Annotated in this window: 11 protein-coding genes; 3 read left to right on the top strand and 8 right to left on the bottom strand. The window is 71.1% G+C overall.

Features of this window, described 5'->3' with window-relative positions; all coding sequences use genetic code 11:
* Nucleotides 1-63 precede the first annotated feature (63 nt).
* The 5 genes from thiO to D7M15_RS16920 are packed head-to-tail and all read right to left on the bottom strand — an operon-like array spanning nucleotide 64 to nucleotide 16,057.
* A complete protein-coding gene (gene thiO / locus D7M15_RS16940) occupies nucleotides 64-1,155 on the bottom strand; it encodes a glycine oxidase ThiO (protein ID WP_121518292.1) in 1,092 nt (363 codons plus the stop codon).
* Nucleotides 1,152-3,248: a type I polyketide synthase gene (locus tag D7M15_RS16935; RefSeq protein WP_121518291.1), complete on the bottom strand. Its 2,097-nt coding sequence runs from the start codon at nucleotides 3,246-3,248 to the stop codon at nucleotides 1,152-1,154. The genes thiO and D7M15_RS16935 overlap by 4 nt, the downstream gene beginning before the upstream one ends.
* A gap of 29 nt (nucleotides 3,249-3,277) precedes the next feature.
* Nucleotides 3,278-3,841 (bottom strand): FcoT family thioesterase, encoded by a 564-nt coding sequence (locus D7M15_RS16930; protein ID WP_121518290.1) that lies wholly within the window; start codon nucleotides 3,839-3,841, stop codon nucleotides 3,278-3,280.
* 2 nt (nucleotides 3,842-3,843) lie between these two features.
* Nucleotides 3,844-14,421 (bottom strand): type I polyketide synthase, encoded by a 10,578-nt coding sequence (locus tag D7M15_RS16925; protein ID WP_165906280.1) that lies wholly within the window; start codon nucleotides 14,419-14,421, stop codon nucleotides 3,844-3,846.
* A 43-nt stretch (nucleotides 14,422-14,464) separates the two neighbouring features.
* Complete coding sequence (locus tag D7M15_RS16920) at nucleotides 14,465-16,057, bottom strand: AMP-binding protein (RefSeq protein WP_121518288.1); 1,593 nt, start codon at nucleotides 16,055-16,057, stop codon at nucleotides 14,465-14,467.
* Between the two features lie 246 nt (nucleotides 16,058-16,303).
* On the opposite strand from D7M15_RS16920, the gene D7M15_RS16915 reads away from it, so the two are divergent.
* Nucleotides 16,304-17,245: an ACP S-malonyltransferase gene (locus D7M15_RS16915; RefSeq protein ID WP_121518287.1), complete on the top strand. Its 942-nt coding sequence runs from the start codon at nucleotides 16,304-16,306 to the stop codon at nucleotides 17,243-17,245.
* Between the two features lie 27 nt (nucleotides 17,246-17,272).
* Here the strand turns inward: D7M15_RS16915 and D7M15_RS16910 are convergent, their stop codons facing one another.
* Nucleotides 17,273-17,509, bottom strand: a complete 237-nt coding sequence (locus D7M15_RS16910; protein WP_121518286.1) for an acyl carrier protein — start codon at nucleotides 17,507-17,509, stop codon at nucleotides 17,273-17,275.
* A gap of 118 nt (nucleotides 17,510-17,627) precedes the next feature.
* Here D7M15_RS16910 and D7M15_RS16905 point away from each other — a divergent pair, with 118 nt between their 5' ends.
* Nucleotides 17,628-19,151, top strand: coding sequence for an AMP-binding protein (locus D7M15_RS16905; protein ID WP_121518285.1), 1,524 nt, complete (start codon nucleotides 17,628-17,630; stop codon nucleotides 19,149-19,151).
* Here the strand turns inward: D7M15_RS16905 and D7M15_RS16900 are convergent.
* Nucleotides 19,134-19,730, bottom strand: coding sequence for a TetR/AcrR family transcriptional regulator (locus tag D7M15_RS16900; protein WP_121518284.1), 597 nt, complete (start codon nucleotides 19,728-19,730; stop codon nucleotides 19,134-19,136). The two genes, D7M15_RS16905 and D7M15_RS16900, sit on opposite strands and share 18 nt — an antisense overlap.
* A 99-nt stretch (nucleotides 19,731-19,829) precedes the next feature.
* Here D7M15_RS16900 and D7M15_RS16895 point away from each other — a divergent pair, with 99 nt between their 5' ends.
* Nucleotides 19,830-21,533 carry an MFS transporter gene (locus D7M15_RS16895; protein ID WP_121518283.1) on the top strand — a complete coding sequence of 568 codons (1,704 nt, stop codon included), beginning with the start codon at nucleotides 19,830-19,832 and terminating at the stop codon, nucleotides 21,531-21,533.
* 136 nt (nucleotides 21,534-21,669) lie between these two features.
* On the opposite strand, the gene D7M15_RS16890 is transcribed toward D7M15_RS16895, so the two are convergent.
* Nucleotides 21,670-22,914, bottom strand: coding sequence for a cytochrome P450 (locus D7M15_RS16890; protein ID WP_121518282.1), 1,245 nt, complete (start codon nucleotides 22,912-22,914; stop codon nucleotides 21,670-21,672).
* Nucleotides 22,915-22,943 lie beyond the last annotated feature (29 nt).

Below are 22,943 nucleotides of genomic sequence, written 5' to 3'. Positions count from 1 at the left end.
GTAGTACGGGGAGGGTGTCGATGAGACGGCACTGCCGCCGCGGGCACGCGGCCGATCCGGTGGTCAGCCCATCAGGCGGGAGGGCTTGAACGGCTCCGCGGCCGCGTGCGGCGCGCTGTCGGTGAGGTAGGACAGCATGATGTCGGCCGTGATCGGTGTGAGCTGGATGCCGATCCGGAAGTGGCCCGAGGCGAGAAAGACGTCCGGCACGTTCGTGGGGCCGATGAACGGCAGTTCGTCGGGCGAGCCGGGGCGGAGGCCGACGCTCATCTCGCGCAGCTCCAGGTCGCCGACACCGGGGAGGTACTGCGCGGCACGGGTCAGCAACTCACGGGTGCCATCGGCGGTGACCGTGTCGTCGTAGCCGCGCTCCTCGTACGTGGCACCCACGACAAGCTCGCCGTCCAGACGGGGCACGAGGTAGAGCGAGCGCTCTCCGGTACGGGCGCGCGCCGTGATGTTGAGCAGCGGGGTCTCGGAGTGGAGGCGGAGGATCTGGCCCTTGACCGGCCGTATCTCCGGGACCGCAGCCTTCCGCAGACCCTCGATCTGGTGCGTCCAGCAGCCGGCGGCCAGCACGAGGCGGTCGAAGGCGACGGACTCGCCGCCGTCAAGGAGCACGGAGTGGTCGTCGACCCGTACGACACGCTGCCGGACGACGGTGCCACCGAGCGCGTCGATCGCCGTGAGCAGCGCCGCGGTCAGGACACGCGGGTCGATGGCGCCGTCGTCGGGCGACAGCAGACCGCCCAGAACGGGGCCGAACGCGGGCTGGAGCTTGGCACACTCCTCGGACGTGAGGCGCTCGGTGCTGATGCCAAGATCCTCCTGGAACGCCTGCTGCCGGTCGAGTCCGGCCAGGGCCTCCTCGTCGAAGGCCGCGTCCAGCACGCCGTCACGCCGGTAGCCGGCGGGGGCGAACTCCTCTAGTTCCGCGACGAACGTCGGATACAGCGCGCGGGATGCCAGGGACAACCGGAGGAGCTCCTCCATCCGGTAGAGCTGTTCGTTCCCGGGTGCCAGCAGGCCCGCTGACACATGCGAGGCCTTACTGGCCGGCTCCGGATCGATCACGGTGACGTTGAGACCGGCCTGCTGGGCGCGCCAGGCGACAGCCAGGCCGATGACGCCGCCACCGACGACTACGGTGTTCACGATTCGTTCTCCTGGAGAAGACGCCGCAGATGGGCTGCGAGATCTACGGGGGTCGGGTGGTCGAAGGTCAGGGTTACGGGCAGCTGGAGCCCGGTGGACTTCGCCAGGCTGCGGCTGAGTTCGAGGTTGCCGATGGAGTCCAGCCCGACGGCGCTGAACTCGCGGTCCGCGTCTACGTCGTCTGGGCCGTCGAAGCCGAGCACAGCGGCAGCGGCAGCGCGTACGAAATCCACGGCTGCGGCGCTCCGTTCGGACTCGGGTAGTTCGGCCAGCAGCCCTACCAGGGAGTCGGCAGGGTCGTGACGGTCGGACCGCGCGGGTGCCAGCTCCGCCAGAATGGGCGGCATGTCCCCGGTCAACCCGGCCTCGCTCAGCCGGATCGGTGACAGCACGGCCTCGTCGCTGGCGAGTGCGGCATCGAGAAGGTGCAGGCCCTGTTCCTGCGTGAGCGGGGAGAGTCCAGAGCGCTTGATACGGCTCAACTCCGTGGCGGACAGCTCGGAACCCATGCCGCCGTCGCTTTCCCACAGGCCCCAGGCAAGGGAGAGCCCGCGTAGGCCGAGTGCCCTACGGTGGTGGGCGAGTGCGTCGAGCACCACGTTCGCCGCGGCGTAGTTGGCCTGACCCGGGTTGCCGGTGAGGCCCGCCACGGACGAGAACATCACGAATGCGCACTCCGGATCCTGGATCAGGGAGTGCAGGTGGAGTGCGGTATCCGCCTTGGGACGCAGCACCCGATCCAGCCCGTGGGGGGTGAGCGTGTCGACGGCGACATCGGCCATCACGCCCGCGGTGTGGAAGACGGCGGACGGCGCGGGAAAGCGTCCCAGCGCCGCCTCCAGGGCGTCGCGGTCGGCGGTGTCACAGGCGACGACGTCGACCCGCGCTCCGTGCTCGGTCAATTCGGCGGTGAGCTCATCGGCGCCGACGGCTTTCGGGCCGCGGCGACTGAGCAGGACCAGATGCCGTACCTCGTGCCGGGTGACCAAGTGGCGGGCGACCGCCCTGGCGAGGGCGCCGGTACCGCCGGTGAGAACCACCGTACCGGTGAGTGTCGTGCTGCGGGCGGGTGTCGGAGCGCGGACGAGGCGCGGTCGGAACAGTGCGTCCTGGCGTACGGCGAGCTGCGGCTCCCCGGAGTCGACCGCGGCGACGAGACCGTGGGCGGATTCGGCTGGGTCGTCGATGTCGACCAGCGTGAAGCGGCCAGGGTGCTCCGACTGGGCGCTCCGGAGCAGGCCCCACACGGCAGCACCCGACATGTCGGGTTGATCCTCGTGCGGGCCCGTGGCGGCGGCGCCGCGGCAGACGAGGACGAGCCTGGAGTCGGCGAGGCGCGCGTCGGCCAACCACTCCTGTACGAGCATCAGCGCGCGCTGTGCCGCCGAGTACACCGACGAGGAATCGTCCGTGCAGGAGACGACGACCACCTCGGGCACCGGCGCGCCCGCGCAGAGAGCGTCGTCCAAGGCGTGCAGCGACGGGTGCACCTCGAAGGACGGGCGGAGGGACTTCAGCGCGCCGGTGAGTCCGAGGTGGTCGGTACCGAGGAACGCCCAACGCTGCCGCTCCGAGGCGGCCGCCGACTGCGGGAGCGCTTTCCACGCGAGCCGCAGCAGGTACGTGCGCTGTGTCGCGGCCTCCAGCTGGTCGGCGGTGACGGGTCGCCGGACGAGACTTTCGACCGTGGCGACCTGTTGGCCGTCGGCGTCGGTGAGCGACAACGTGATGCTGCCGTTGTCGCCGGGTGCCGTGTGCACGTGGACGGCGCCGGCGCCCGCCTTGTACACGCGGACCCCGCGCAGAGCGAACGGGAGAAAGGTCTTTCCCTCTTCGTCGAGCCCTGGCACCAGCGCGGTCTGGAACGCCGCGTCGAACAACGCGGGGTGCAGCAGGTAGCCGCCCGCGTTGTCGAGAGTGCCCGCTTCGAGGACGGCCTCCGCGTAGACCTCCTCGCCGTGGGACCACACGGAGCGCAGGCCGCGGAACGCCGGACCGTACTGGAGCCCGCGATCAGCCAACCGATCGTAGACGTGTGCGATGTCGACCTGTCGGGCTTCTTGGGGCGGCCCGGGCCGTTCAGCGTTGGGCATGTTCTTCCTTCGCGAGGGGCCGAACGGGATCAGTTCTCGGGCGGGTTGGTGATGGCGGCGGTGACCTCACCATGGCTCTCGGCGCCGTACTCGTCCGCGTAGTGGCACGTGGTGCGCAGCATCACGAGCGCCTCGCGCAGGTCGCTGGCGCCCCACTCGGCGATGTCCACGATCCGCATCTCACCGGTGAAGCTGGGGCCGCGCATCGCCCTGCGGAAGCTGCTCTTGAAGTCGGTGATGAACACGTCGGCGAGCTGCCGGGTCCAGAACTGGTCCAGCGTCCACCGGGAGAACGGGTCGGCCAGCCCTTCCTTCACCGACTTGGCCATCAGGTAGTACGCCATCTGGTTGAAGCAGATGTTGAACTCCACCGAGTTGAAATGTCCGGTGTCGTCGATATAGCACGACTCGGGGATCTCGAACGTACAGGTGGCCGCGAGCCGTCCGCCCTCGCGCGGATCGCCCTGCGCGGTGACCGTGGCCGAGGTCAGGTACTCGCACCGCTTCGCCCGGTACGGCGTCAGCACACGGTGCAGCAGCTCCTCGTCAGTCGGGAAGGAACGCTGTTCGACGTCGTCGAGCAACTGGCTCATCTCTACTCTCCTGATCGTTGCGAGGCGGCACGGAGGAGCTCGGCCAGGCTCATCCCCTGGATCTCCTCCGTACGGTCGTCGGCTACGTCGGTGTTCGCCTCGGGTTCGTCTGTCGGCCCGTCGAGTGCCAGCTCCTCCAGGAGGTGCCGCGTCAGGCTGAGCGGTGTCGGGTGGTCGAACACGAGCGTCGCCGGGAGGCGTTCGCCGACGCTCTCGCCGAGAGCGTTACGGAAGCGGACGGCGGCCAAGGAGTCGAAGCCCATGTCGCGGAAGGAGCGTTCGGGGTCGACCTCGTCCGCACCGTCATAGCCGAGCGTCGCGGCGGCCTGGGCGCACACGACGTCCAGCATCGCCTTCTCACGGCGGGCCGGTGCCAGTCCTGAGAGCCGGTCCCGGAGGCTCTCGGCCGCCTCGGCGGATGCGGTACCGGCCTCGACGACGCGCCGCGCCGGCGCGCGCACCAGATCACGCAGCAGGTACGGGACCTCTGCGCGGCGCTGCCCGGCCAAATCGATCCGGGCCGGCACCAGGAGCGTACGGTCGGCGGCGCTCGCCGTGTCCAGCAGCGCCAGACCCTCCTCGTTGGACATGCCCCGGACGCCGTCGCGCTCCATCCGCGAGACATCCCCGGCGCCGAGGGCGCCCGTCATGCCGCTGGCTTCGGCCCACAGGCCCCAGGCCAGCGACTGCGCGGGCAACCCCTGGGCGCGCCGGTGCGCGGCGAGGCCGTCGAGGAAGGTGTTGGCCGCAGCGTAGTTGCCCTGCCCGGCGCCGCCGGTCACACCGGCGGCGGAGGAGAAGAGCACGAACGCCGAGAGGTCCTGGTCAGCGGTGAGCTCGTGCAGGTTGAGCGCCGCGTCCACCTTGGGGCGCATCACGGATGTCAGCTTCTCCGGCGTGAGCGACGGGATGATGCCGTCGTCCAGCACACCCGCGGTGTGCACGACACCTGCAAGAGTCCGGCCGTCCAGTACGGCGGCCAGCGCGTTTCGGTCGGCCGCATCGCAGGCGGCGATCTCCACGTTGGCTCCGAGGCCGGTCAGCTCCTCGGCCAGCTCGGCGGCACCCGTGGCGGCGGAGCCACGGCGGCTGGTCAACAGCAGGTCGGTGACGCCGTACGCGGTGACCAAGTGCCGGGCGAACAGGCTGCCCAGCGTGCCGGTGCCGCCGGTGATCAGCACGGTGCCGGGCCGCTCGCCGAAGACGCTGGCGGGCGTACCGGACCGGTCACCGGTCCAGCGGACCAGACGCGGCCGGTGGTACGTGCCGGAGCGGACCGCGACCTGTTCCTCCCCGGCGGACAGTGCCGCGGCGAGGACACGGTCGAACTCGTCGCCGTCCACGACGGACGGGTCGAGGTCGACGAGGACGATCCGGTTCGGATTCTCCGTCTGGGCGCTGCGCACCAGGCCCCACACGGCTGCTCCGGCCAGGTCGACGACATCCTCACCGGCGACGGAGACCGCGCCGCGCGTCACGACGGCCAGCGTGGTGTCGAGGTCCCCGTCGTCGCCCAGTCCGCGCTGGAGGAAGTCCAGAGCGGCGGCGGTCGCGGCGTGGACCTCCTCCGCGGTACTGCCGGCCGCGCTACGGAGAACGGCCGGCGTGGTGACGGGCCACTCGTCCGGCAGCGGCGCGGCTGACCACACCAGGTCGAACAGCGACTCGTGAGCGGTGCCGGCCCCCGCGATCAACCCGTCGGTGACGGGTCGCAGGACGAGGGACTCGACATCGGCGACGGGACGGCCGGCCGTGTCGGTCAGGCGGAGCGCCACCTCGTCGCCGCCGAGGGGCGTCATCCGCAGCCGGAGAGCAGAGGCGCCCGCGGCGTACAGATCGACCCGCGTCCAGAGGAACGGGAGCGTGACCCGGTCGTCGCCGCCCGGCAGCAGCGCCGTGGCGTGCAGAGTCGCGTCCAGCACCGCGGGGTGCAACCCGTAGCGCCCGGCCTCGCCGGTGACGCTCTCCGGTAGCGCGACGTCCGCGAACACCTCGCCACCCTCGTTACGCCAGGCAGCGCGCAAGCCCTGGAACACGGGACCGTACGCCAGACCGCCCTCCGGAGAGGCGTCGTAGAAGTTCTCCAGATCGACCGGTTCGGTGCCCGGGGGCGGCCACACCGAGGTATCGGCGGCGGGCTCGGGTCGCGTTTCCACGAGGGTGCCGTGCGCGTGCCGGGTCCAGCCGACGTCTACGGGGGCACCTTCGTGGCGGGAGTGGATGGAGACGCCGCACAGGTCCGCGTCGACGATGACCTGGATGGCCACGCCGCCACGCTCCGGCAGTACGAGCGGTACCTCCAGGGTCAGTTCGTCCACGCCACCACGGCCGATCTCGTCGCCCGCCCGTACCGCGAGTTCGACGAATCCGGCACCGGGGAAGAGGACCGCGCCGTCCACGACATGATCCGCGAGCCACGGCTGCGCCGACACCGAGAGGCGTCCGGTGAGCAGCACACCGCCGGCTCCGGCGACGGGCACCGCGGCGCCCAGGAGCGGGTGGCCGGTCGCGACCTGGCCGACCTGGGAGGCGTCCCCGCCCGACTCGGCGAGGTCCAGCCAGTAGCGACGGCGCTGGAAGGCGTACGTGGGCAGGTCGACGTGACGGGCGCCGGTACCGGCGAGGTACGTCACCCAGTCGACGGTCGCACCCTGCGCGTACGCCTCCGACAGGGAGTTCACGAACTGGCGCGGGCCGCCCTCGTCGCGGCGCAGCGTGGCGACGAGCGCGGGGTTCGCGCCCACGGACTCGGCCGTCTCGCCCAGCCCGACGAGGAGACCGGGATGCGGGCTGGTCTCCACGAAGATCTCGAAGCCGTCGGCGAGCAGCGCCCGCGTCGTCTCTTCGAACCGCACGGTCTGCCGCAGATTGGTGTACCAGTACTCGGCGTCGAGACCGGCGGTGTCGAGTCGGCCGGCGGTGACCGTGGAGTAGAAGGGGATGCTCGGGACGCGCGGCTCCAATTCGCCCAGCTCGGCGAAGAGGCGTTCGCGGATCTCCTCGACGAACACCGAGTGGGAGGCATAGTCCACGGGGATTCGGCGTGCCTGCACCCCGTCGTCGTCCAACTTCGTCTTCAACTCGTCCAGGACGTCCGGGTCGCCGCACACGACAACCGAGCTGGGGCCGTTGACGACGGCGAGCTGGAGGCGGTCGCCCCACTGGGCGGCGTATTCGGCAACGCGGTCCTCGGACAGCGCGACCGACATCATGCCGCCACGGCCCGCCAGATCCTGGCGGATCACCTGACTGCGCAGAGCGACGACGCGAGCGCCGTCCTCCAGGGAGAGCGCGCCGGCCACACAAGCCGCCGCGATCTCGCCCTGCGAGTGGCCGACGACGGCGGCCGGTTCGACACCGACCGCGCGCCACGCCTCGGCGAGCGACACCATCATGGCCCAGAGGACGGGTTGCACGACGTCGACCGCGTCCAGGGCAGGAGCTCCGGGGGCGCCGCGCAGGACGTCGAGCAGGTCCCACTCGACATACGGTTCGAGCGCCTTGCCGCACTCGCCGAGGCGGGTGGCGAACGCGGGCGAGTGCTCCAGCAGTTCGACGCCCATGCCCTGCCACTGCGACCCCTGGCCGGGGAAGACGAAGACGGCGCGCGCGTCGCCGCGCTGCACCCCCTGCACGAGGGAGGCGGCGGAGCCACCGGCCGCCAGCGCGTCGAGACCGGAGAGCAGTCCGTCCCGGTCCGCGTCGAAGACGACGGCGCGGTGCTCCAGGGCGGCTCGGCCGCGGACGAGCGAGACGGCGGCGTCGAGTTCGTCCACATCCGCGTGATCGCGCAGGTGCTCGGCGAGGCGCGCCGCCTGGTCGCGCACTGCGGCCGGGGTCGTGCCGGAAACGGTCAGCGGCACCACCGGCAGCCGGTCACCGCGTGGTACATCGGCCCGCGGCTCAGCGGGGACCTGCTCCAGGATGAGGTGCGCGTTGGTCCCGGAGACGCCGAACGAGGAGACACCGGCACGGCGTGGACGGCCCTCCGGGTTCCAGGCGCGCGCTTCTTGGAGGAGTTCGACGGCACCTTCGGTCCAGTCGATGTGGGGGGACGGAGTGTCCGCGTGGAGGGTGCGCGGCATGACGCCGTTCCGGATCGCCATCACCATCTTGATGACGCTGCCGACGCCGGCGGCGGCCTGCGCGTGCCCCAGGTTGGACTTGAGCGAGCCGAGCCACAGCGGGTCGCGGTCCTCCCGGTCCTGGCCGTAGGCGGCCATCAGCGCTTGGGCCTCGATGGGGTCGCCGAGCGTCGTTCCCGTACCGTGCCCGTCGACCACGTCGACGTCGGCGGGCCGCAGACCGGCAACCCCCAGCGCCTGCTGGATGACCCGGGTCTGGGCGGGGCCGTTGGGCGCGGCCATGCCGTTGGACGCGCCGTCCTGGTTGACGGCTGAGCCGCGGACGACGGCGAGCACGGGATGCCCGTTGCGGCGCGCGTCGGAAAGCTTCTCGAGCAGCACGAAGCCGGCGCCCTCGGACCAGCCGGTGCCATCGGCTCCCTCCCCGTACGCCTTGCAGCGGCCATCGGTGGACAGGCCCTGCTGCAAGCTCATGCCGACGAACGTCTCGGGGGTGGCCATGACGGTCGCGCCGCCCGCGAGAGCGAGCGTGCAGTCGCCCTGCCGGAGGGCCTGTGCGGCCTGGTGCATCGCCACGAGCGACGATGAGCAAGCCGTGTCGACCGTGATCGCGGGGCCCTGGAGGCCGAGGGTGTAGGCGACACGACCTGATGCGGCACTGCCCAGACTGCCCGCGGCGGTGAAGCCGGCCAGGTCCTCGGACACCTGGGACGAGCGCGGCGCCCAGTCGTGGTACATGATCCCGGCGAACACGCCCGTGGGGCTGCCCTTCAGGGACCGCGGGTCGATCCCGGCGCGTTCCAGCGCCTCCCAGCCGACCTCCAGCAGCAGCCGCTGCTGCGGGTCCATCGCCTGGGCCTCCAGCGGGCTGATGCCGAAGAAGGTCGGGTCGAACTCGGCGGCGTCGTAGAGGAATCCGCCGTCGCGGGTGTACGTACGGCCGTGCTTGCCGGGCTCGGGGTCGAAGATCTCGTCGACGTTCCAGCCGCGGTCCTCGGGGAACGGGCCGATCGCGTCGGTGCCGTCCGCGACGAGCTGCCACAGCTGCTCGGGCGAGGTGACGCCGCCCGGGAAGCGGCAGGCCATGCCGACGATCGCGATGGGCTCGTCCGCCGTGGCACGCGACGGGGCGCGGACGGCTGCGGTCGCGGGCGCGGCCCCCCGTACGGTCTCCAGCACGTGGTCCGCGAGGTCGCGCGGCGTCGGGTGGTCGAAGATCAGCGTCGAGGTGAGCCGCAGGCCGGTGGCGGCGGTGAGCGCGTTGCGCAGCTCGACGGCGGCCAGCGAGTCGAAGCCCAGCTCGGTGAACTGGCGCCGCGCGTCGACCGAGTTGCCGCTGTCGTGGCCGAGGACGGCCGCGATCTGCGTACGGACCAGGTCGAGGACCATGCGGTCCCGCTCGTTGTCCGGCTTGCCCGCCAGCCGTTCGGCCAGCGAGCCCCCGGCGGCACCGGCCGCCACGGCGGCGGCCTGCCGCCGCGCGGGGGCGCGGACCAGGCCGCGCAGCAGATGCGGTACGCCGTCGGCGCGGTTGCGCAGCGCGGCGGCGTCGAAGCGGAGCGGCACCAGGGCCGGTGCGTCGGTGGTGAGGGCCTGGTCGAAGAGGGCCAGGTTCTCGTCGGCGGTCAGGGCGGGCAGCCCGGACCGCTCGGCGCGGCGCAGGGTGACCTCGTCCAGGCGGGCGCCCATGCCCGCTTCCCCGGCCCACAGGTTCCAGGCGAGGGACGTGGCGGGCAGGCCGCGCGCGGCGCGGTGCCCGGCGAGGGCGTCGAGGAACGCGTTGGCGGCGGCGTAGTTGCCCTGCCCGGCGGCCTCCAGGGTGCCCGCGGCGGAGGAGAACAACACGAAGGCCGTCAGCGGCAGTTCACGCGTCAGCTCGTGCAGGTGCCAGGCGCCGTCGGCCTTGCCGTGGAAGACGGTGCCGACCTGCTCGGGCGTCAGCGAGTCCACGAGGCCGTCCGCGACGACGCCCGCGCTGTGCACGACGCCGGTCAGCGGGTGCTCCTCGGGGACGGTCGCGAGCAGCGCGGCCAGCGCGTCGCGGTCCGCGACGTCGCACGCGGCGACGGTCACCTCGGCGCCCGACTCCCGCAGCTCGGCGGCGAGTTCGGTCACGCCGGGGGTGTCCGCGCCGCGCCGCCCGGTGAGCAGCAGATGGCGTACGCCGTGCTCCCGTACGAGGTGCCGCGCGACGAGCCCGCCGAGGCCGCCGGTGCCGCCGGTGATCAGCACAGTGCCGTCGGGGCCCCACACCGAGGTGCCGGACTCCTCCGGCACCTCGACGCGGGCCAGTCGCGGTACGCGTACCGTGCCGCCGTCCAGGGCGAGTTGGGGCTCGCCGGTGGCGAGGGCCGTACGGATCTCGTGCTCGGAGACCTCGCGGTCGGTGTCCACGAGGACGAAGCGCCCGGGGTGTTCGGCCTGCGCGGCGCGCACCAGCGCCGTGGCGGGCGCGAGGGCGAGGTCGCCGCGCGCGCCGCGGGTGACGAGCGCGAGCCGCGCGTCGTCGCGCAGGGCGCCCCGTACCAGCTCCAGGACGTGTTCCGTCGCGGCCCGCGCGGCCTCGGCGGGGGCGCCGGAGAACGTCTCGGGGACGTACGCGAGGGTGAACCGCTCGGCGGCGTCGTCCGGTTCGGCGGGTGCCTGGACCTCGGTCCAGTCGACGCGCAGCAGCGGGTCGCGCCGCCCGCCGGAGGCGCCGAGGCCGCCCTTGGCCACGGGCCGCTGCACGAGCGACCGGATGCTGGCGACGGGGGCGCCGGTGCTGTCGGCCAGCAGCGCGGACAGGTCGTCGGGCCCGTTCGGGGTCAGTCGGACGCGGGCGGCGGAGGCGCCGGAGGCGTGCAGTTCGACGCCGACCCAGGCGAACGGGAGGCGCACCTCGCCGTCGTCGTCGGCGTTCTCGGAGGCGTGCATCGAGGAGTCCAGCAGCGCGGGGTGCAGCCCGAAGGGGGAGCCGTCCTCGCCGTCGGGGAGGGCGACCTCCGCGAAGACCTCGGTGCCGCGGCGCCAGGCGGCGCGTACGCACTGGAAGACGGGGCCGTAGCCGTAGCCCTGCGCGGCCTGGCGCTCGTAGAGGCCGTCCACGTCGAGGGGTTCGGCGTCGGCGGGCGGCCACTGGGCGAGGGCCGACGGGTCGGGCGCGGGGCCGTCGGACCGTTCGGCCAGTACGCCGCTGGCGTGCCGGGACCAGGTGTCGCCGCCGCGCGCGGCGCGGGACCAGATCTCGACGGGGCGGCGCCCGGAGGCGTCGGGGGCGTTGACGGAGACCTGGACCTCGACGGCGTCGTCGCCGGTGAGCACCAGGGGTGCTTCCAGGGTGAGTTCGTCCAGGACGGCGTAGCCCGCCTCGTCACCGGCGCGTACGGCCAGCTCGACGAGGCCGGTGCCGGGTACGAGGACGGTGTCCGCGATGACGTGGTCCGCGAGCCAGGGCTGCGCGCGGGTCGACAGGCGGCCGGTGAGGACCAGCCCGTCGGCGCCGGCGAGGCTGACGGCGCTGTCTAGCATCGGGTGCCCGACGCCGGAGGCGGGCCCGCTCACCACGTCCAGCCAGTAGCGGCGGCGCTGGAACGCGTACGTGGGCAGCCCGACGCGGCGCGCGCCGCGTCCGGCGTGGAAGGCGTCCCAGTCGACGGTGGTGCCGTTGGCGTGGGCCTGGCCGAGGGCGGTGACGGTCTGGCGCTCGTCGCCGTGCTTGTCGCGCAGCAGCGACACGAGTACGGCGTCGGCGCCGTCGTCCCCGAGGCACTCGCGGCCCATGGCGGACAGCACGGCGTCGGGGCCGAGTTCGAGGTACGTGGTGACGCCGCGGGCGGCGAGGTGCCGCATGCCGTCGGCGAACCGTACGGGCTCGCGTACGTGCCGCACCCAGTAGTCGGCGTCGAAGGCGGTGACGGGCTCGCCGGTCACGTTGGAGACGACGGGGATACGCGGCGGCGCGTACGCGACGATCTCCGCGACCCCGCGGAACTCCTCCAGCATCGGGTCCATGAGCGACGAGTGGAACGCGTGCGAGACGCGCAACTGCCGTGTCTTGCGGCCCTGTTCGGCGAAGCGGGCGGCGACGGCCCGCACGGCCTCGGTCTCGCCGGAGAGCACCAGCGAGGTGGGGCCGTTGACGGCGGCGATGCCGACGTGCTCGGTGAGGTACGGGGTCACCTCGGCCTCTTCGGCCTGTACGGCGACCATGGCGCCGCCCTCGGGCAGCTCCTGCATGAGGCGGCCGCGGGCGCCGACGAGCATCGCCGCGTCGGCCAGGGACATGACCCCGGCGACGTGGGCGGCGGCTATCTCGCCGATGGAGTGGCCGATGAGGAAGCCGGGCGTGACGCCCCACGACTCCAGCAGCCGGAAGAGGGACACCTCGACGGCGAACAGCGCGGCCTGCGCGTAGCGCGTCTCGTTCAGCAGCTCCGCCCCGGGCGTGCCGGGCTCCGCGAACAGCACGTCGCCCAGCGGCTCGTCGAGGTGCAGGTCGAGGTGGTCGGCGACGTCCTGGAGGGCCTCGCGGAACGCCGGGAACGCGCGGACCAGTTCGCGGCCCATGCCGAGGCGCTGGCTGCCCTGGCCGGTGAAGAGGAACGCGGTCCGCCCGGCGGCGACGGCCGTACCGGTGACCAGGCCGGGCGCGGTGGTGCCCTCCGCGAGCGCGGTCAGACCGCGTACCAGCTCGTCGCGGTCGGCGGCGACGACGGTGGCGCGGTCGCGGAGCGCGGCGCGGGTGGTGGCGGTGGAGTACGCCAGGTCGAGCGGCGACTCGCGGTCCGCGACGGCCAGCAGGCGGGCGGCCTGCCCGCGGAGCGCGTCCTGGCCGAGCGCGGAGAGGACGACCGGCACGGGGCGGCCGGTCTCCGGCGCCTCCTCGGTGGCGGGCTCCGGCGCGGTGGCGGGCGGCTCCTCGATGACGACGTGCGCGTTGGTGCCGCTCGCGCCGAACGACGAGATGCCCGCGCGGCGCGGTGCCCCGTCGGTCTCCCACGGGAGGTGCTCGGTGAGCAGCCGTACGGTGCCGGCCGACCAGTCGACGTGCGGCGTGGGCTCGTCGGCGTGGAGCGTACGGGGCAGGGTGCGGTTCCGCATCGCCATGATCATCTTGATCATGCCGGCGGCGCCCGCGGCGGCGCCCGTGTGCCCGATGTTGGACTTCAGCGAGCCGAGCCACAGCGGCTTGTCGGCCGTACGCTCCCGCCCGTACGCGGCGACCAGGGCCTGGCCCTCGATGGGGTCGCCCAGCTCGGTGCCGGTGCCGTGCGCCTCGACCACGTCCACGTCGGCGGCGGTGAGCCCGGCGTCGCCGAGCGCCGCGCGGATGACGCGCTGCTGCGCGAGACCGTTCGGGGAGGTGAGGCTGACGCTGGCGCCGTCCTGGTTGATGGCGGAGCCGCGGATGACGGCGAGCACCGGGTGCCCGTCGCGTACGGCGTCCGACAGGCGCGTCAGCACGAACACGCCCGCGCCCTCCGCGAAGCACGTGCCGTCGGCGCCCGCGCCGAACGCCTTGATGCGCCCGTCGGGCGCCAGCCCGCGCTGGCGGCTGAACGTGGTGAACGTGCCGGGCGTCGAGATGACGGTGACGCCACCCGCGAGCGCGACGCCGCACTCGCCGCGCTGGAGGGTGCGTACGGCCACGTGCAGGGCCGTCAGCGAACCGGAGCAGGCGGTGTCGACGGTGAGGGTCGGGCCTTCGAGGCCCAGGGTGTAGGCGACCCGGCCGGACACGACACTGGGCAGGCTGCCGCCCAGCACGTAGCCGTCGACGCCATCGGGGGCCTCGTGCGTACGGGGCCCGTACTCGTGCGGCTCCACGCCGATGAACACGCCCGACTGGGTGCCGTGCAGGCGGCCCGGGTCGATGCCCGCGTGCTCCAGCGCCTCCCAGCAGGTCTCCAGCAGCAGCCGCTGCTGGGGGTCCATGGCCAGCGCTTCCTTCGGGCTGATCTGGAAGAAGCCCGCGTCGAAGTCGGCGGCGTCGTCGAGGAACCCGCCCTTGCGCACGTAGCTCGTACCGGGGGCGCTCGCCTCCGGGTCGTACAGCGCCTCCAGGTCCCAGCCGCGGTCCGACGGGAAGTCCGTCAGCACGTGCCGTCCGTCGGCCACGACCTGCCACAGGTCCTCGGGCGAGTTGACCCCGCCCGGGAAGCGGCAGCCGATGCCGACGACGGCGATCGGCTCGTCCGACGCCACGGGCACCGCGGCGTCGGCCACGGCCGACTCCTCCGGTTCGCCGTCGCCGCTCAGCTCCGCCAGGTGGCGGGCGAGGGCGATCGGCGTCGGGTGGTCGAACGCGATCGTGACGGGCAGGTCCACGCCCAGCTCCGCGACGAGGCGCTGGTGCAGGCGGACGAGGCCCAGCGAGTCCAGGCCGGTCGCCAGGAAGGGGCTGTCGGCGGCCAGTTGTGCGGCGTCGAACCCGTCGGGGTCGGCGGCGCGCAGCACGTCGGCGGCCTCCGACAGCACCAGTTCCAGGATCGCGGCCCGCGACTGCTCGGTCATGTGCATACTCCGCAACGAAGAGACGTGGAGACGGTCGGGATGGTCAGGAGGCCACGAGCGCCGACAGCTTGGCGCGGTCGACCTTGCCGTTCGGGGTCAGCGGGAACTCGCCCACCGCATGCACTCCCTGCGGGATCATGTACGCGGGCAGCGCCGCGCGGCAGAACGCGATCAGTTCCTTCGTGTCCGGTTCGACACCCCCCGCGGTGGTGACGAACGCGTGCAGCCGCGGGTCGCCGTCGGCACGCGGCAGCACCAGGGCGACGGCGCCGGTGACGCCGTCGAACTGGTTGACGCGCAGCTCGATCTCGCCCAGCTCCACGCGGTTGCCGCGGATCTGCACCTGGGAGTCGGCGCGGCCGTGGAAGTACAGCTCGCCGTCCTCGCCCATCGAGGCGAGGTCGCCGGTCTTGAACACGACGCGGCCCGACGCGGTGTCCAGCGGGTCGGGCACGACGCAGGCGCGGGTGGCCTCGGGATCGTTCCAATAACCGGAGAACAGCGACGGGGTGCGCAGGTAGATCTCGCCGAGTGCCCCCGCCCCGTCCACGATCGCGCCGTCCGGGCCGACCAGCGTCCACTCGGCGCCGGCGACCGCGTGACCGATCGACAGCCGCTCGACACCCTCCGGCAACGGGTTGGGGACGGACGTGAGGGACGCGGCCATCGTCTCGGTGGCACCGTAACCGTTGGTGAACGCGACCTTCGGCAGCAGCTTCTGCATGGTGCGCAGCTCGTCCATCGGGAACGCCTCACCCGAGAACAGAACGCGGCGCAAAGGTCCGCTGTCACCGAGGTCGGACAGCAGCTCCGACTCGTGCTGGAGCACCGGACGCCACACCGAAGGCACTCCGTCGACCTGCGTCACCCCGGCGTCGTTCAGGTGGCCGAGGAAGCGGCGCGGCCAGTTCAGGCGGGCGCGCGGCACGGGCACCAACGTGGCGCCGTGGCTCAGGGTGAAGCCGATGTCGAAGAGGGAGAAGTCGAACTGGAACGGCGCGGTGCTCGCCACCCGGTCCTCGTGGGTGATCAGTTCCTCGGCCGCCGCGCCGCGCAGGAACGCGATGATCCCGCGGTGCGGCATGACGCAGCCCTTGGGGCGGCCGGTCGTGCCGGAGGTGAACGTGATGTACGCGGTGTCGATGGGCGTCACGGCCCGGCGACGCCGTACGCGCGGCTCCGGCGCCCGCTCCACGACGAGGCCGTCGGGGCCGAAGCGGGCCGTGCCGACGGAGTCGGGCACGCAGTCGCGCTTGCCCTGGAGGGACTGGAGGTGGAGGGCGGGTTCGGCGCTCTCGATGATCGTCAGCAACCGCTCGTCCGGGGCCTCGGGGCTCGCCGGTACGAAGGCCAGGCCGACGGTGGCGCAGGCGAGGAAGGTGGCGACGGTGTCCGCGTCGGTGTCGGCCTCGAGGATCACGCGGTCCCCGACGTCGAGACCCAGCGCGTCCAGCTGCTCCGCGATCCGGTCGGTACGCCGCTCCAGCTCGCCGTACGTCACCGTCTCCAGCCCGGAGTCGGCGGCCTGGATCACCGCGGGACGGTCGGGGGCCTGCCGGGCGGCGGCCAGCAGATACGTGCGCAGATTGTCCACCGACGCGTGTGCCCGGGCCGGACGCACTCCATTCGCGCTCATGCGCCACCCTTCCGATTCAGCCTTCGCAGCGAATACCGAGTCATCTCTAACAGGGGGCATTTGATCCCCACAAGAACCCTCGCCACCTGGCCTCCGAACTAGGGGGCGTTAGGGGTTATGCGGCTACCTGCGAGCCACAACACTGACCGGAAACTATAGGATCGCGCTGCCAGCCCCGCGCAATGAACCCGACGGCCTCGACGGCGAATCGACACGATGAGCGCCACGATAAGGGAGAACGAGAATATGTCGGCGATTGTCTTTCCCGGAATCGGCCCGACGCGGTTCGCCGACTCGGCACAGTTCATGGTGTCCCACCCGGTGGCGCGCAGGTTCGTCGCGGAGGCGGACGAGGTCCTCGGCTACTCCCTCGTCGCGCGCTGCCGCGAGGCGGAGAACGCCGGTGACGCGAGCGAGTACCCCGAGCCGATCCGTGTCGCCTTCCTCGTCAACTGCCTGGCGCTGGCCGAATGGGCCGTCACCGAGTACGAGTTGGAGCCCGTCGCCGTCACCGGCGCCAGCTTCGGCGGTACGCCCGCCGCGGTGCGGGCCGGGGCGCTGCCCTTCGCCGACGCGCTGACGATGACCGCCGAGTGGGGCCGCCGCGTCGACGAGTACTTCGCCCGCTCCCACCGCGACATCGTCACCCAGTCGTTCGCCCGCGTCGACCCCGACCGGCTCGCGGAGATCCGCGCCGAACTCGACGAGCGCGGCGAGTGGAACGAGATAGCCGGGCACGTCGACCGCGAGTTCCACCTGCTGTCCGTCCGCGAGGACTCGGTGGACCGGCTCCAGAAGCGCCTGCGTACGGCGGGTGGCCTACCGCTGTACGTGATGCGTCCGCCGATGCACTCCGCCCTCTTCGGCGACCTGCGCGAGGAGTTGGCGACGGAGGTGACCGCCGGGATCCCGTTCACCGACCCGGTCGTGCCCGTCGTCTCCGACCACGACGGCTCGCTGGTGGAAACGGGCGACGGGGTACGGGAGTTGCTGCTGGACGCGGCGACGAAGGCGGTGCAGTGGCCGACCGTGGCGAAGGCGCTCCAAGGGATGGGTGTGGAACGCGTGCACGTCACCGGGCAGGACGCCCTGTGGGGCCGGGTGGAGGCGATGACCGAGGCGTTCAAGGTCGTGCCGGTGAAGCCGGAGACGGCGATGCGACCGCGCCGTCGCAGCACGATCGCATGAACACCGGAGCCAGAGGAAAGGAGGGGGTCAGCGCATGGCTGACACGGTCTTCCACAGCGTCGCAGGCGTGGCGAAGTTCTCAAAATTGAGCGCGTCGTCGACAAACCGGACGTTGTACGCGTCTTCGAGGCCGGACAGAAGCGCGACCATTCCCATGGAATCGAGACCGAAGTCACGCAGACTGAGGTCAGCGGTGATCTCGTCCTCCGGCTCCAGCAACGAAAGGTGCTTCCGGAGCAGTTCTTCGAATGCCTGGTCCCACATGCGGACTCCCGTGATTCTGCCGATGGCCGCCGAATAGTCGACGTCACGCCGACCTTAAGTCCCGCACTTCGCGAGGCGACACCCCCTATCCACCCCTCTTCTTCCCGGAGGAAGGACAATGACCGAGATCCCCATCCCCGGCCACGCGCTCCACGAGCGGTTCCTGCGCGGCCTGGCGCTGTCCCCCACCCGTACCGCGATACGCGTCGACGCGGACAGCCTCACGTACGAGGAGACGCACGAGCTGGCGCTCCGGCGCGCGGGCGGTCTCCTGGCCCTGGCCCCGAAGGGCCCGCAGGACGGGTACGCGGTCGCCGTCCTTGCCGAGAAGAGCCTGACGGCGTACGTCGGCATCCTCGCCGCGCTCTACGCGGGCGCGACCGTCGTGCCGCTGAACCCGCTGTTCCCCGCCGAGCGCACCCGCCGCATGCTGGCCGCCGCGAAGGTCTCGACGGTCGTCGCGGACGCGACCGGCCGCGCCGCGCTGGAGGCCACCGGGCTGGACCTGCCGGTTCTGGAAGAGGAGTCGGCGGCGATCCCGCTGGAGTTCCCGCGCACCGTCGAGCCGTCCGACGTGGCGTACGTGCTGTTCACCTCGGGATCGACCGGGCGCCCCAAGAGCGTGCCGATCCCGCACTCCGCGAACGCGCACTACTTCGCCCTGCTGGACCAGCGCTACGACTTCGGCCCCGACGACGTCTTCTCGCAGAACGTCGGCCTCAACTTCGACTGCGCGATGTTCGAGCTGTTCTGCGCCTGGGGCAACGGCGCGGCCGTCCACGCCATCCCGCCGGTGGCACACCGGGACCTGCCGGCCTTCCTCGCCGAGCGGGGCATGACGGTGTGGTTCTCCGCACCGAGCGGCATCACGTTCATCAGGCAGATGAGCGGACTGTCGGAAGGGGCGATGCCGACTCTGCGCTACAGCTTCTTCGCCGGTGAGGCACTGCTGTGCCAGGATGCCGCCGACTGGCAGGCCGCGGCCCCGCGTTCACACGTGGAGAATCTCTACGGTCCGACCGAGCTGACCATCACCATCGCCGGACACCGCTGGAATCCGGAGACCTCCGAGAAGAGGGCCGCGAACGGCGTCGTGCCGATCGGTCCCGTGCATCCCGGCCACGAGTACCTGTTGCTCGACGGGGACGAGGAGTCCGAGGAGGAGGGCGAACTGTGCGTCTCCGGGCCACAGATGACGCCCGGCTACCTGGACTCCTCCGACAACGAGGGTCGGTTCCTGGAACGCGGCGGGCGCCGCTACTACCGTACGGGGGACCGGGTGCGGCAGTTCGAAGACGGCGAGCTGACCTACATCGGCCGCCTGGACGCGCAGGTCCAGATCCGGGGCTTCCGTGTGGAGTTGGCCGAGATCGACCACACCGCACGGCAGTTGCCGACCGTGGAGAACGCGGTCACCGTCACCCGACCCACGCCCGGCAGCGAGCTGGAGCTCGTCCTCTACTACACGGGCGAGCGGATGCCCGCGGCGACGTTCCGCCGCGAACTCGCCGCCGTGCTACCCGAAGCGATGGTGCCGAAGACGTACCGCCACATCGACGAGTTTCCCCTGAACTCGAACCGGAAGGTCGACAAGAAGGAGCTGACCCGTCAAGCAGCCGCTCTGTCAGAGGGGCGAGCCTGAGCCGGAACGTTGGACTCCGTCAAGCACGGTGCGCAGGGCCTCGGCGAGCGACTCACCTGTCGGACCACGGTCGGGCGCGACCAACCACTGCATCATCACGCCGCTGAGCAGAGCGTGGTAGAACTGCCCGACCGCGGCCCGAGTGTGCGGGGGCAGGTCGACATCGCCCAGGAACAGTTCGACCAGACCTTGCTGAGCGTGCCGCTGCGCCTCGACGAAGAAGGTACGTACCTCGGGTACGTGGTCGACCTGCGAGATCGCGTCGAACTGTGCCGCCCAGACGGGGCGATGGCGCTCGAACAGCTCGACCACGCGCGTCCAGGCCAACTCGAAGCGCCCCAGTGGGTCGTCCGGCAGGTCCGCCGCGTCGGCGAGGGCACGCTTCAGCTCCGCGACCCACTCCTCCAATGTCTCCATGATCGCGGCGTTGAGGAGGGCTTCCTTGGTTCCGTAGTGGTAGCCGATGGACGCGAGGTTCGTCTTAGACTCCTCGACGATGTCCCGAGCCGTGGTACGGGCGTAACCCTTCGCATATAGACAGCGCTTCGCCCCGACGAGCAGGTCCTCTCGATGTCCCATACGCAGAAGCCTAGACGATACGCAGAGTTATCTGGAACAAACGGTTTAAACAGATTTTGACCTAGACAGATTAATCACACAGATCTAGAGTGAGGTGCCATGAACCACCCACGAGCAGGCCGGAGAGAGTGGATCGGCCTTGCCGTTCTCGTTCTCCCCGTACTGCTGCTGTCGATGGACATCACGGTGCTGTACTTCGCCGTGCCGTTCCTCAGCGCGGAGCTGGAGCCGACGGCCACCCAGCAGCTGTGGATCGTGGACATCTACCCGTTCATGCTGGCCGGTCTTCTCGTCATGATGGGCAACCTGGGTGACCACATCGGGCGGCGCCTGCTCCTCATGTTGGGTTCGCTCGTCTTCGGTGTGGCGTCGTTCGCCGCCTCCTACGCCGACAGCGCCGAGTTGCTCATCGCGGCTCGTGCGGTCCTGGGTATCGCCGGCGCCGTACTCGCGCCCTCCACGCTCTCCCTGATCCGCAACATGTTCCACCACGCCGACCAGCGGCGTACGGCCATCGCTGTCTGGACCGCCGGACTCGGTGGTGGGTCGGCGCTGGGCCCGATCGTGTCGGGCGTCATGTTGGAGGAATTCTGGTGGGGCTCGGTGTTCCTCATCAACATTCCCATCATGGTGCTGGTGCTGATACTGGGTCCCTTGCTGCTCCCGGAGTCGCGCGACCCCAACCCCGGCAAGTTCGACTTCCTCAGCTCCGTTCTGTCGCTCGGGGCGCTCCTCCCGGCCACGTACGGCCTGAAGGAGCTGGCGGACGACGGATTCTCCATCCAGTACACGGCGATCATGCTCGCCGGCGTCGGCATCGGTGTGCTGTTCGTGCTGCGGCAGAAGAAGTCCGCGAATCCGATGCTCGATCTGGAACTCTTCCGCAGTCGCGGTTTCAGCATGTCCCTGCTGGTCAATCTCGTGGCACTGTTCGCGATGGTCGGCTTCCTGCTGTTCTCCACCCAGTGGCTCCAACTGGTGCACGGGCTGAGCCCGCTCAAGGCCGCGCTGTGGACGCTACCGGCACCCGTCGCCGTCGGTGTGACGACTTCGATAGCGGCCATACTCGCCAAGACCGTACGGCCCGGCTACATCATCAGCATCGGTCTCTTCATCGCCACCATCGGCTTCGCCATCATGACGCAGCTCTCCGCCGACTCGGACCTCTGGGTCATCATCGTGGGTGCTTCCGTGCTCTCCGGCGGTGTCGGCATGGCGATCCCGCTCACCGCGGACCTCATCGTGTCCGAGGCCCCGCCCGAGCGCGTGGGCGCCGCGTCCGCGCTGCCCGAGACGAGCAACCAGCTTGGCGGCGCGCTCGGTGTGGCCATCCTGGGCACTGTCGGGTCCAGCATCTACACCAGCAAGATGGAGGACAACATCCCCTCCGGCCTTCCCCCGGAGGCCGTCGAGGCCGCCGAGGGGTCGCTGGGCGGCGCCGCCGAGGTCGCCAAGCACCTGCCGGACACGGTGGGCGACCCGCTGTTCGCCACGGCCTCCGACGCGTTCACGGAGGGCATGACCACGGCCGCGATGGGCGGCGGCATCGTGATGCTGCTCGGCGCGCTCCTCGCGCTGTTCCTCATGCGCGACGTGAAGGGCCACGAGTCGGAGCCCGAGTACTCCTCGGAGACGACCCTGACTCTGACCTTCCGCGTCGGCAAGAACTTCGCCCACGATCTGCCGCAGCAGCAGCCCGCCGGTGTCGGTGCCACCCAGGCGCCGCGGATGCCGGCCGGCGGCGAACGTAAGACCGTGACGCTCAAGACCGACGGGTGGAACGGACGACCGCCAAGCCTGTGACCGCTGTCGGCGGCCCGTCCCCGTGGCATGCCGACATGTCCCGAAGCCCCGAGTGAGGACCCCCGCCTCGCAAGGGAAGAGTCCCTGCGCGACCTCCAGGTCGCGCAGGGACTCCTTTTTGCTCTTCCCCCGGGGGTCAGCGCCCCAGTCGCACAGGGAGGCTGGAGTACGAGGTCAGCCCCATCACCGTCTGGAGCTCCGGCTCACCGGCGACCTCGATCGTCGAGAAGGTGTCGATCAGCATCGGGAACAGCTCCGCGATTTCGACCCGGGCCAGGCTGCCACCGAAGCAGAAATGCGAACCGCCGCTGAGGCTCATGTGCGGGCCGTCGTCACGCGTCAGGTTCAATCGGTGCGGGTCCGGGAACTGCAACGGGTCGCGGTTCGCCGCGGCGAGCATCGTCAAGACGTGCACGCCCGCGGGGATCTCCTTACCGGCGATGACGGTCGGCTTGCTGGTGACCCGGCTGGCTGCGGTGTTGTGCATGGTGTGACGCAGCAGCTCCTCGACGGCCAGCGGCGTGATGCTCTTGTCCGCGCGCCAGCGGGCCAGTTCCTCCGGGTGCTCCTTGAGCGCCAGGACGCCGCTGGTGATGACGTTGGTCGTGGCGGCGAAGCCCGCGGTGAAGAGCAGCATGATGATGCCCATCAGCTCGTCCTCGTCGATGCGGCCGTCATCGGCCTCAGCGACGAGCTTGCTCACCAGGTCCTCACGCGGCGAGGTCCGACGCTCCTGGGACATCTTCTGGAAGTACGCGTACAGCTCTTCCGCTGCCTCGTTGGCCGGCTGCAGAACCTCGTCAGGGTAGATCCCGGACCAGATCTTGGACCAGGTGTCGGCCTTCTCCCACAGGTACTTGCCGTCCTCGTAGGGCAGGCCCAGCACTTCGCTGATGACGGCCACGGGGTACGGGTTGGCCAGCACGTCGACCAGGTCGACGACCTCGCCGCCCTCGGCGGCCGCGGCCAGCTCGTCGACCATCCGGCGGGTCACGCGCTCCACCATGGGCTGCATCGCGTTGATGCGCCGAGCCGTGAACACCTTGGTGACCAGGCCGCGGATACGGCCGTGATCGGGCTGGTTCAGCGTCGGCATGGTCTTCAAGTGGAGACGGAGAGCGAAGTGGTCCTCCCAGTTCTCGTTCCGGAGGGCGGCGGCGCGGGCGCCGCTGAGCACATCGGGTCGCTTCAGGAACTGGTTGATCTCCTCGTACCCGAAGAGCGCCCAGATGCCGAGCGTCGCGGAGCTGTCGTGCACCTTGCCCGCGGACTGGATCGTCTCGTACAGGGGAAACGGGTTCTTCGGGTGCGGCGGGGTCAGGAGCTGTATCAGTGCTTCGTCGGCCTGTTGGTGCGTCGCTGCGGGTGACTGGGTGGTCATGAAGTGATCTTCCTCTGTTCGGGGTTGCG

Origin of the sequence: Streptomyces sp. Z26, from assembly GCF_003665095.1 — a bacterium.
Classification (GTDB): Bacteria; Actinomycetota; Actinomycetes; order Streptomycetales; family Streptomycetaceae; genus Streptomyces; species Streptomyces phytohabitans.
Note: the sequence above shows the minus strand (reverse complement) of the source record. Positions and strands in the feature narration are given on the sequence as shown.

Excerpts from the sequence above, each read along its gene's own strand:
- D7M15_RS16935 (WP_121518291.1), bottom strand. The coding sequence starts at position 3,248 with ATGCCCAACGCTGAACGGCCCGGGCCGCCCCAAGAAGCCCGACAGGTC.
- D7M15_RS16930 (WP_121518290.1), bottom strand. The coding sequence starts at position 3,841 with ATGAGCCAGTTGCTCGACGACGTCGAACAGCGTTCCTTCCCGACTGAC.
- D7M15_RS16925 (WP_165906280.1), bottom strand. The coding sequence starts at position 14,421 with ATGACCGAGCAGTCGCGGGCCGCGATCCTGGAACTGGTGCTGTCGGAG.
- D7M15_RS16920 (WP_121518288.1), bottom strand. The coding sequence starts at position 16,057 with ATGAGCGCGAATGGAGTGCGTCCGGCCCGGGCACACGCGTCGGTGGAC.
- D7M15_RS16915 (WP_121518287.1), top strand. The coding sequence starts at position 16,304 with ATGTCGGCGATTGTCTTTCCCGGAATCGGCCCGACGCGGTTCGCCGAC.
- D7M15_RS16910 (WP_121518286.1), bottom strand. The coding sequence starts at position 17,509 with ATGTGGGACCAGGCATTCGAAGAACTGCTCCGGAAGCACCTTTCGTTG.
- D7M15_RS16905 (WP_121518285.1), top strand. The coding sequence starts at position 17,628 with ATGACCGAGATCCCCATCCCCGGCCACGCGCTCCACGAGCGGTTCCTG.
- D7M15_RS16900 (WP_121518284.1), bottom strand. The coding sequence starts at position 19,730 with ATGGGACATCGAGAGGACCTGCTCGTCGGGGCGAAGCGCTGTCTATAT.
- D7M15_RS16895 (WP_121518283.1), top strand. The coding sequence starts at position 19,830 with ATGAACCACCCACGAGCAGGCCGGAGAGAGTGGATCGGCCTTGCCGTT.
- D7M15_RS16890 (WP_121518282.1), bottom strand. The coding sequence starts at position 22,914 with ATGACCACCCAGTCACCCGCAGCGACGCACCAACAGGCCGACGAAGCA.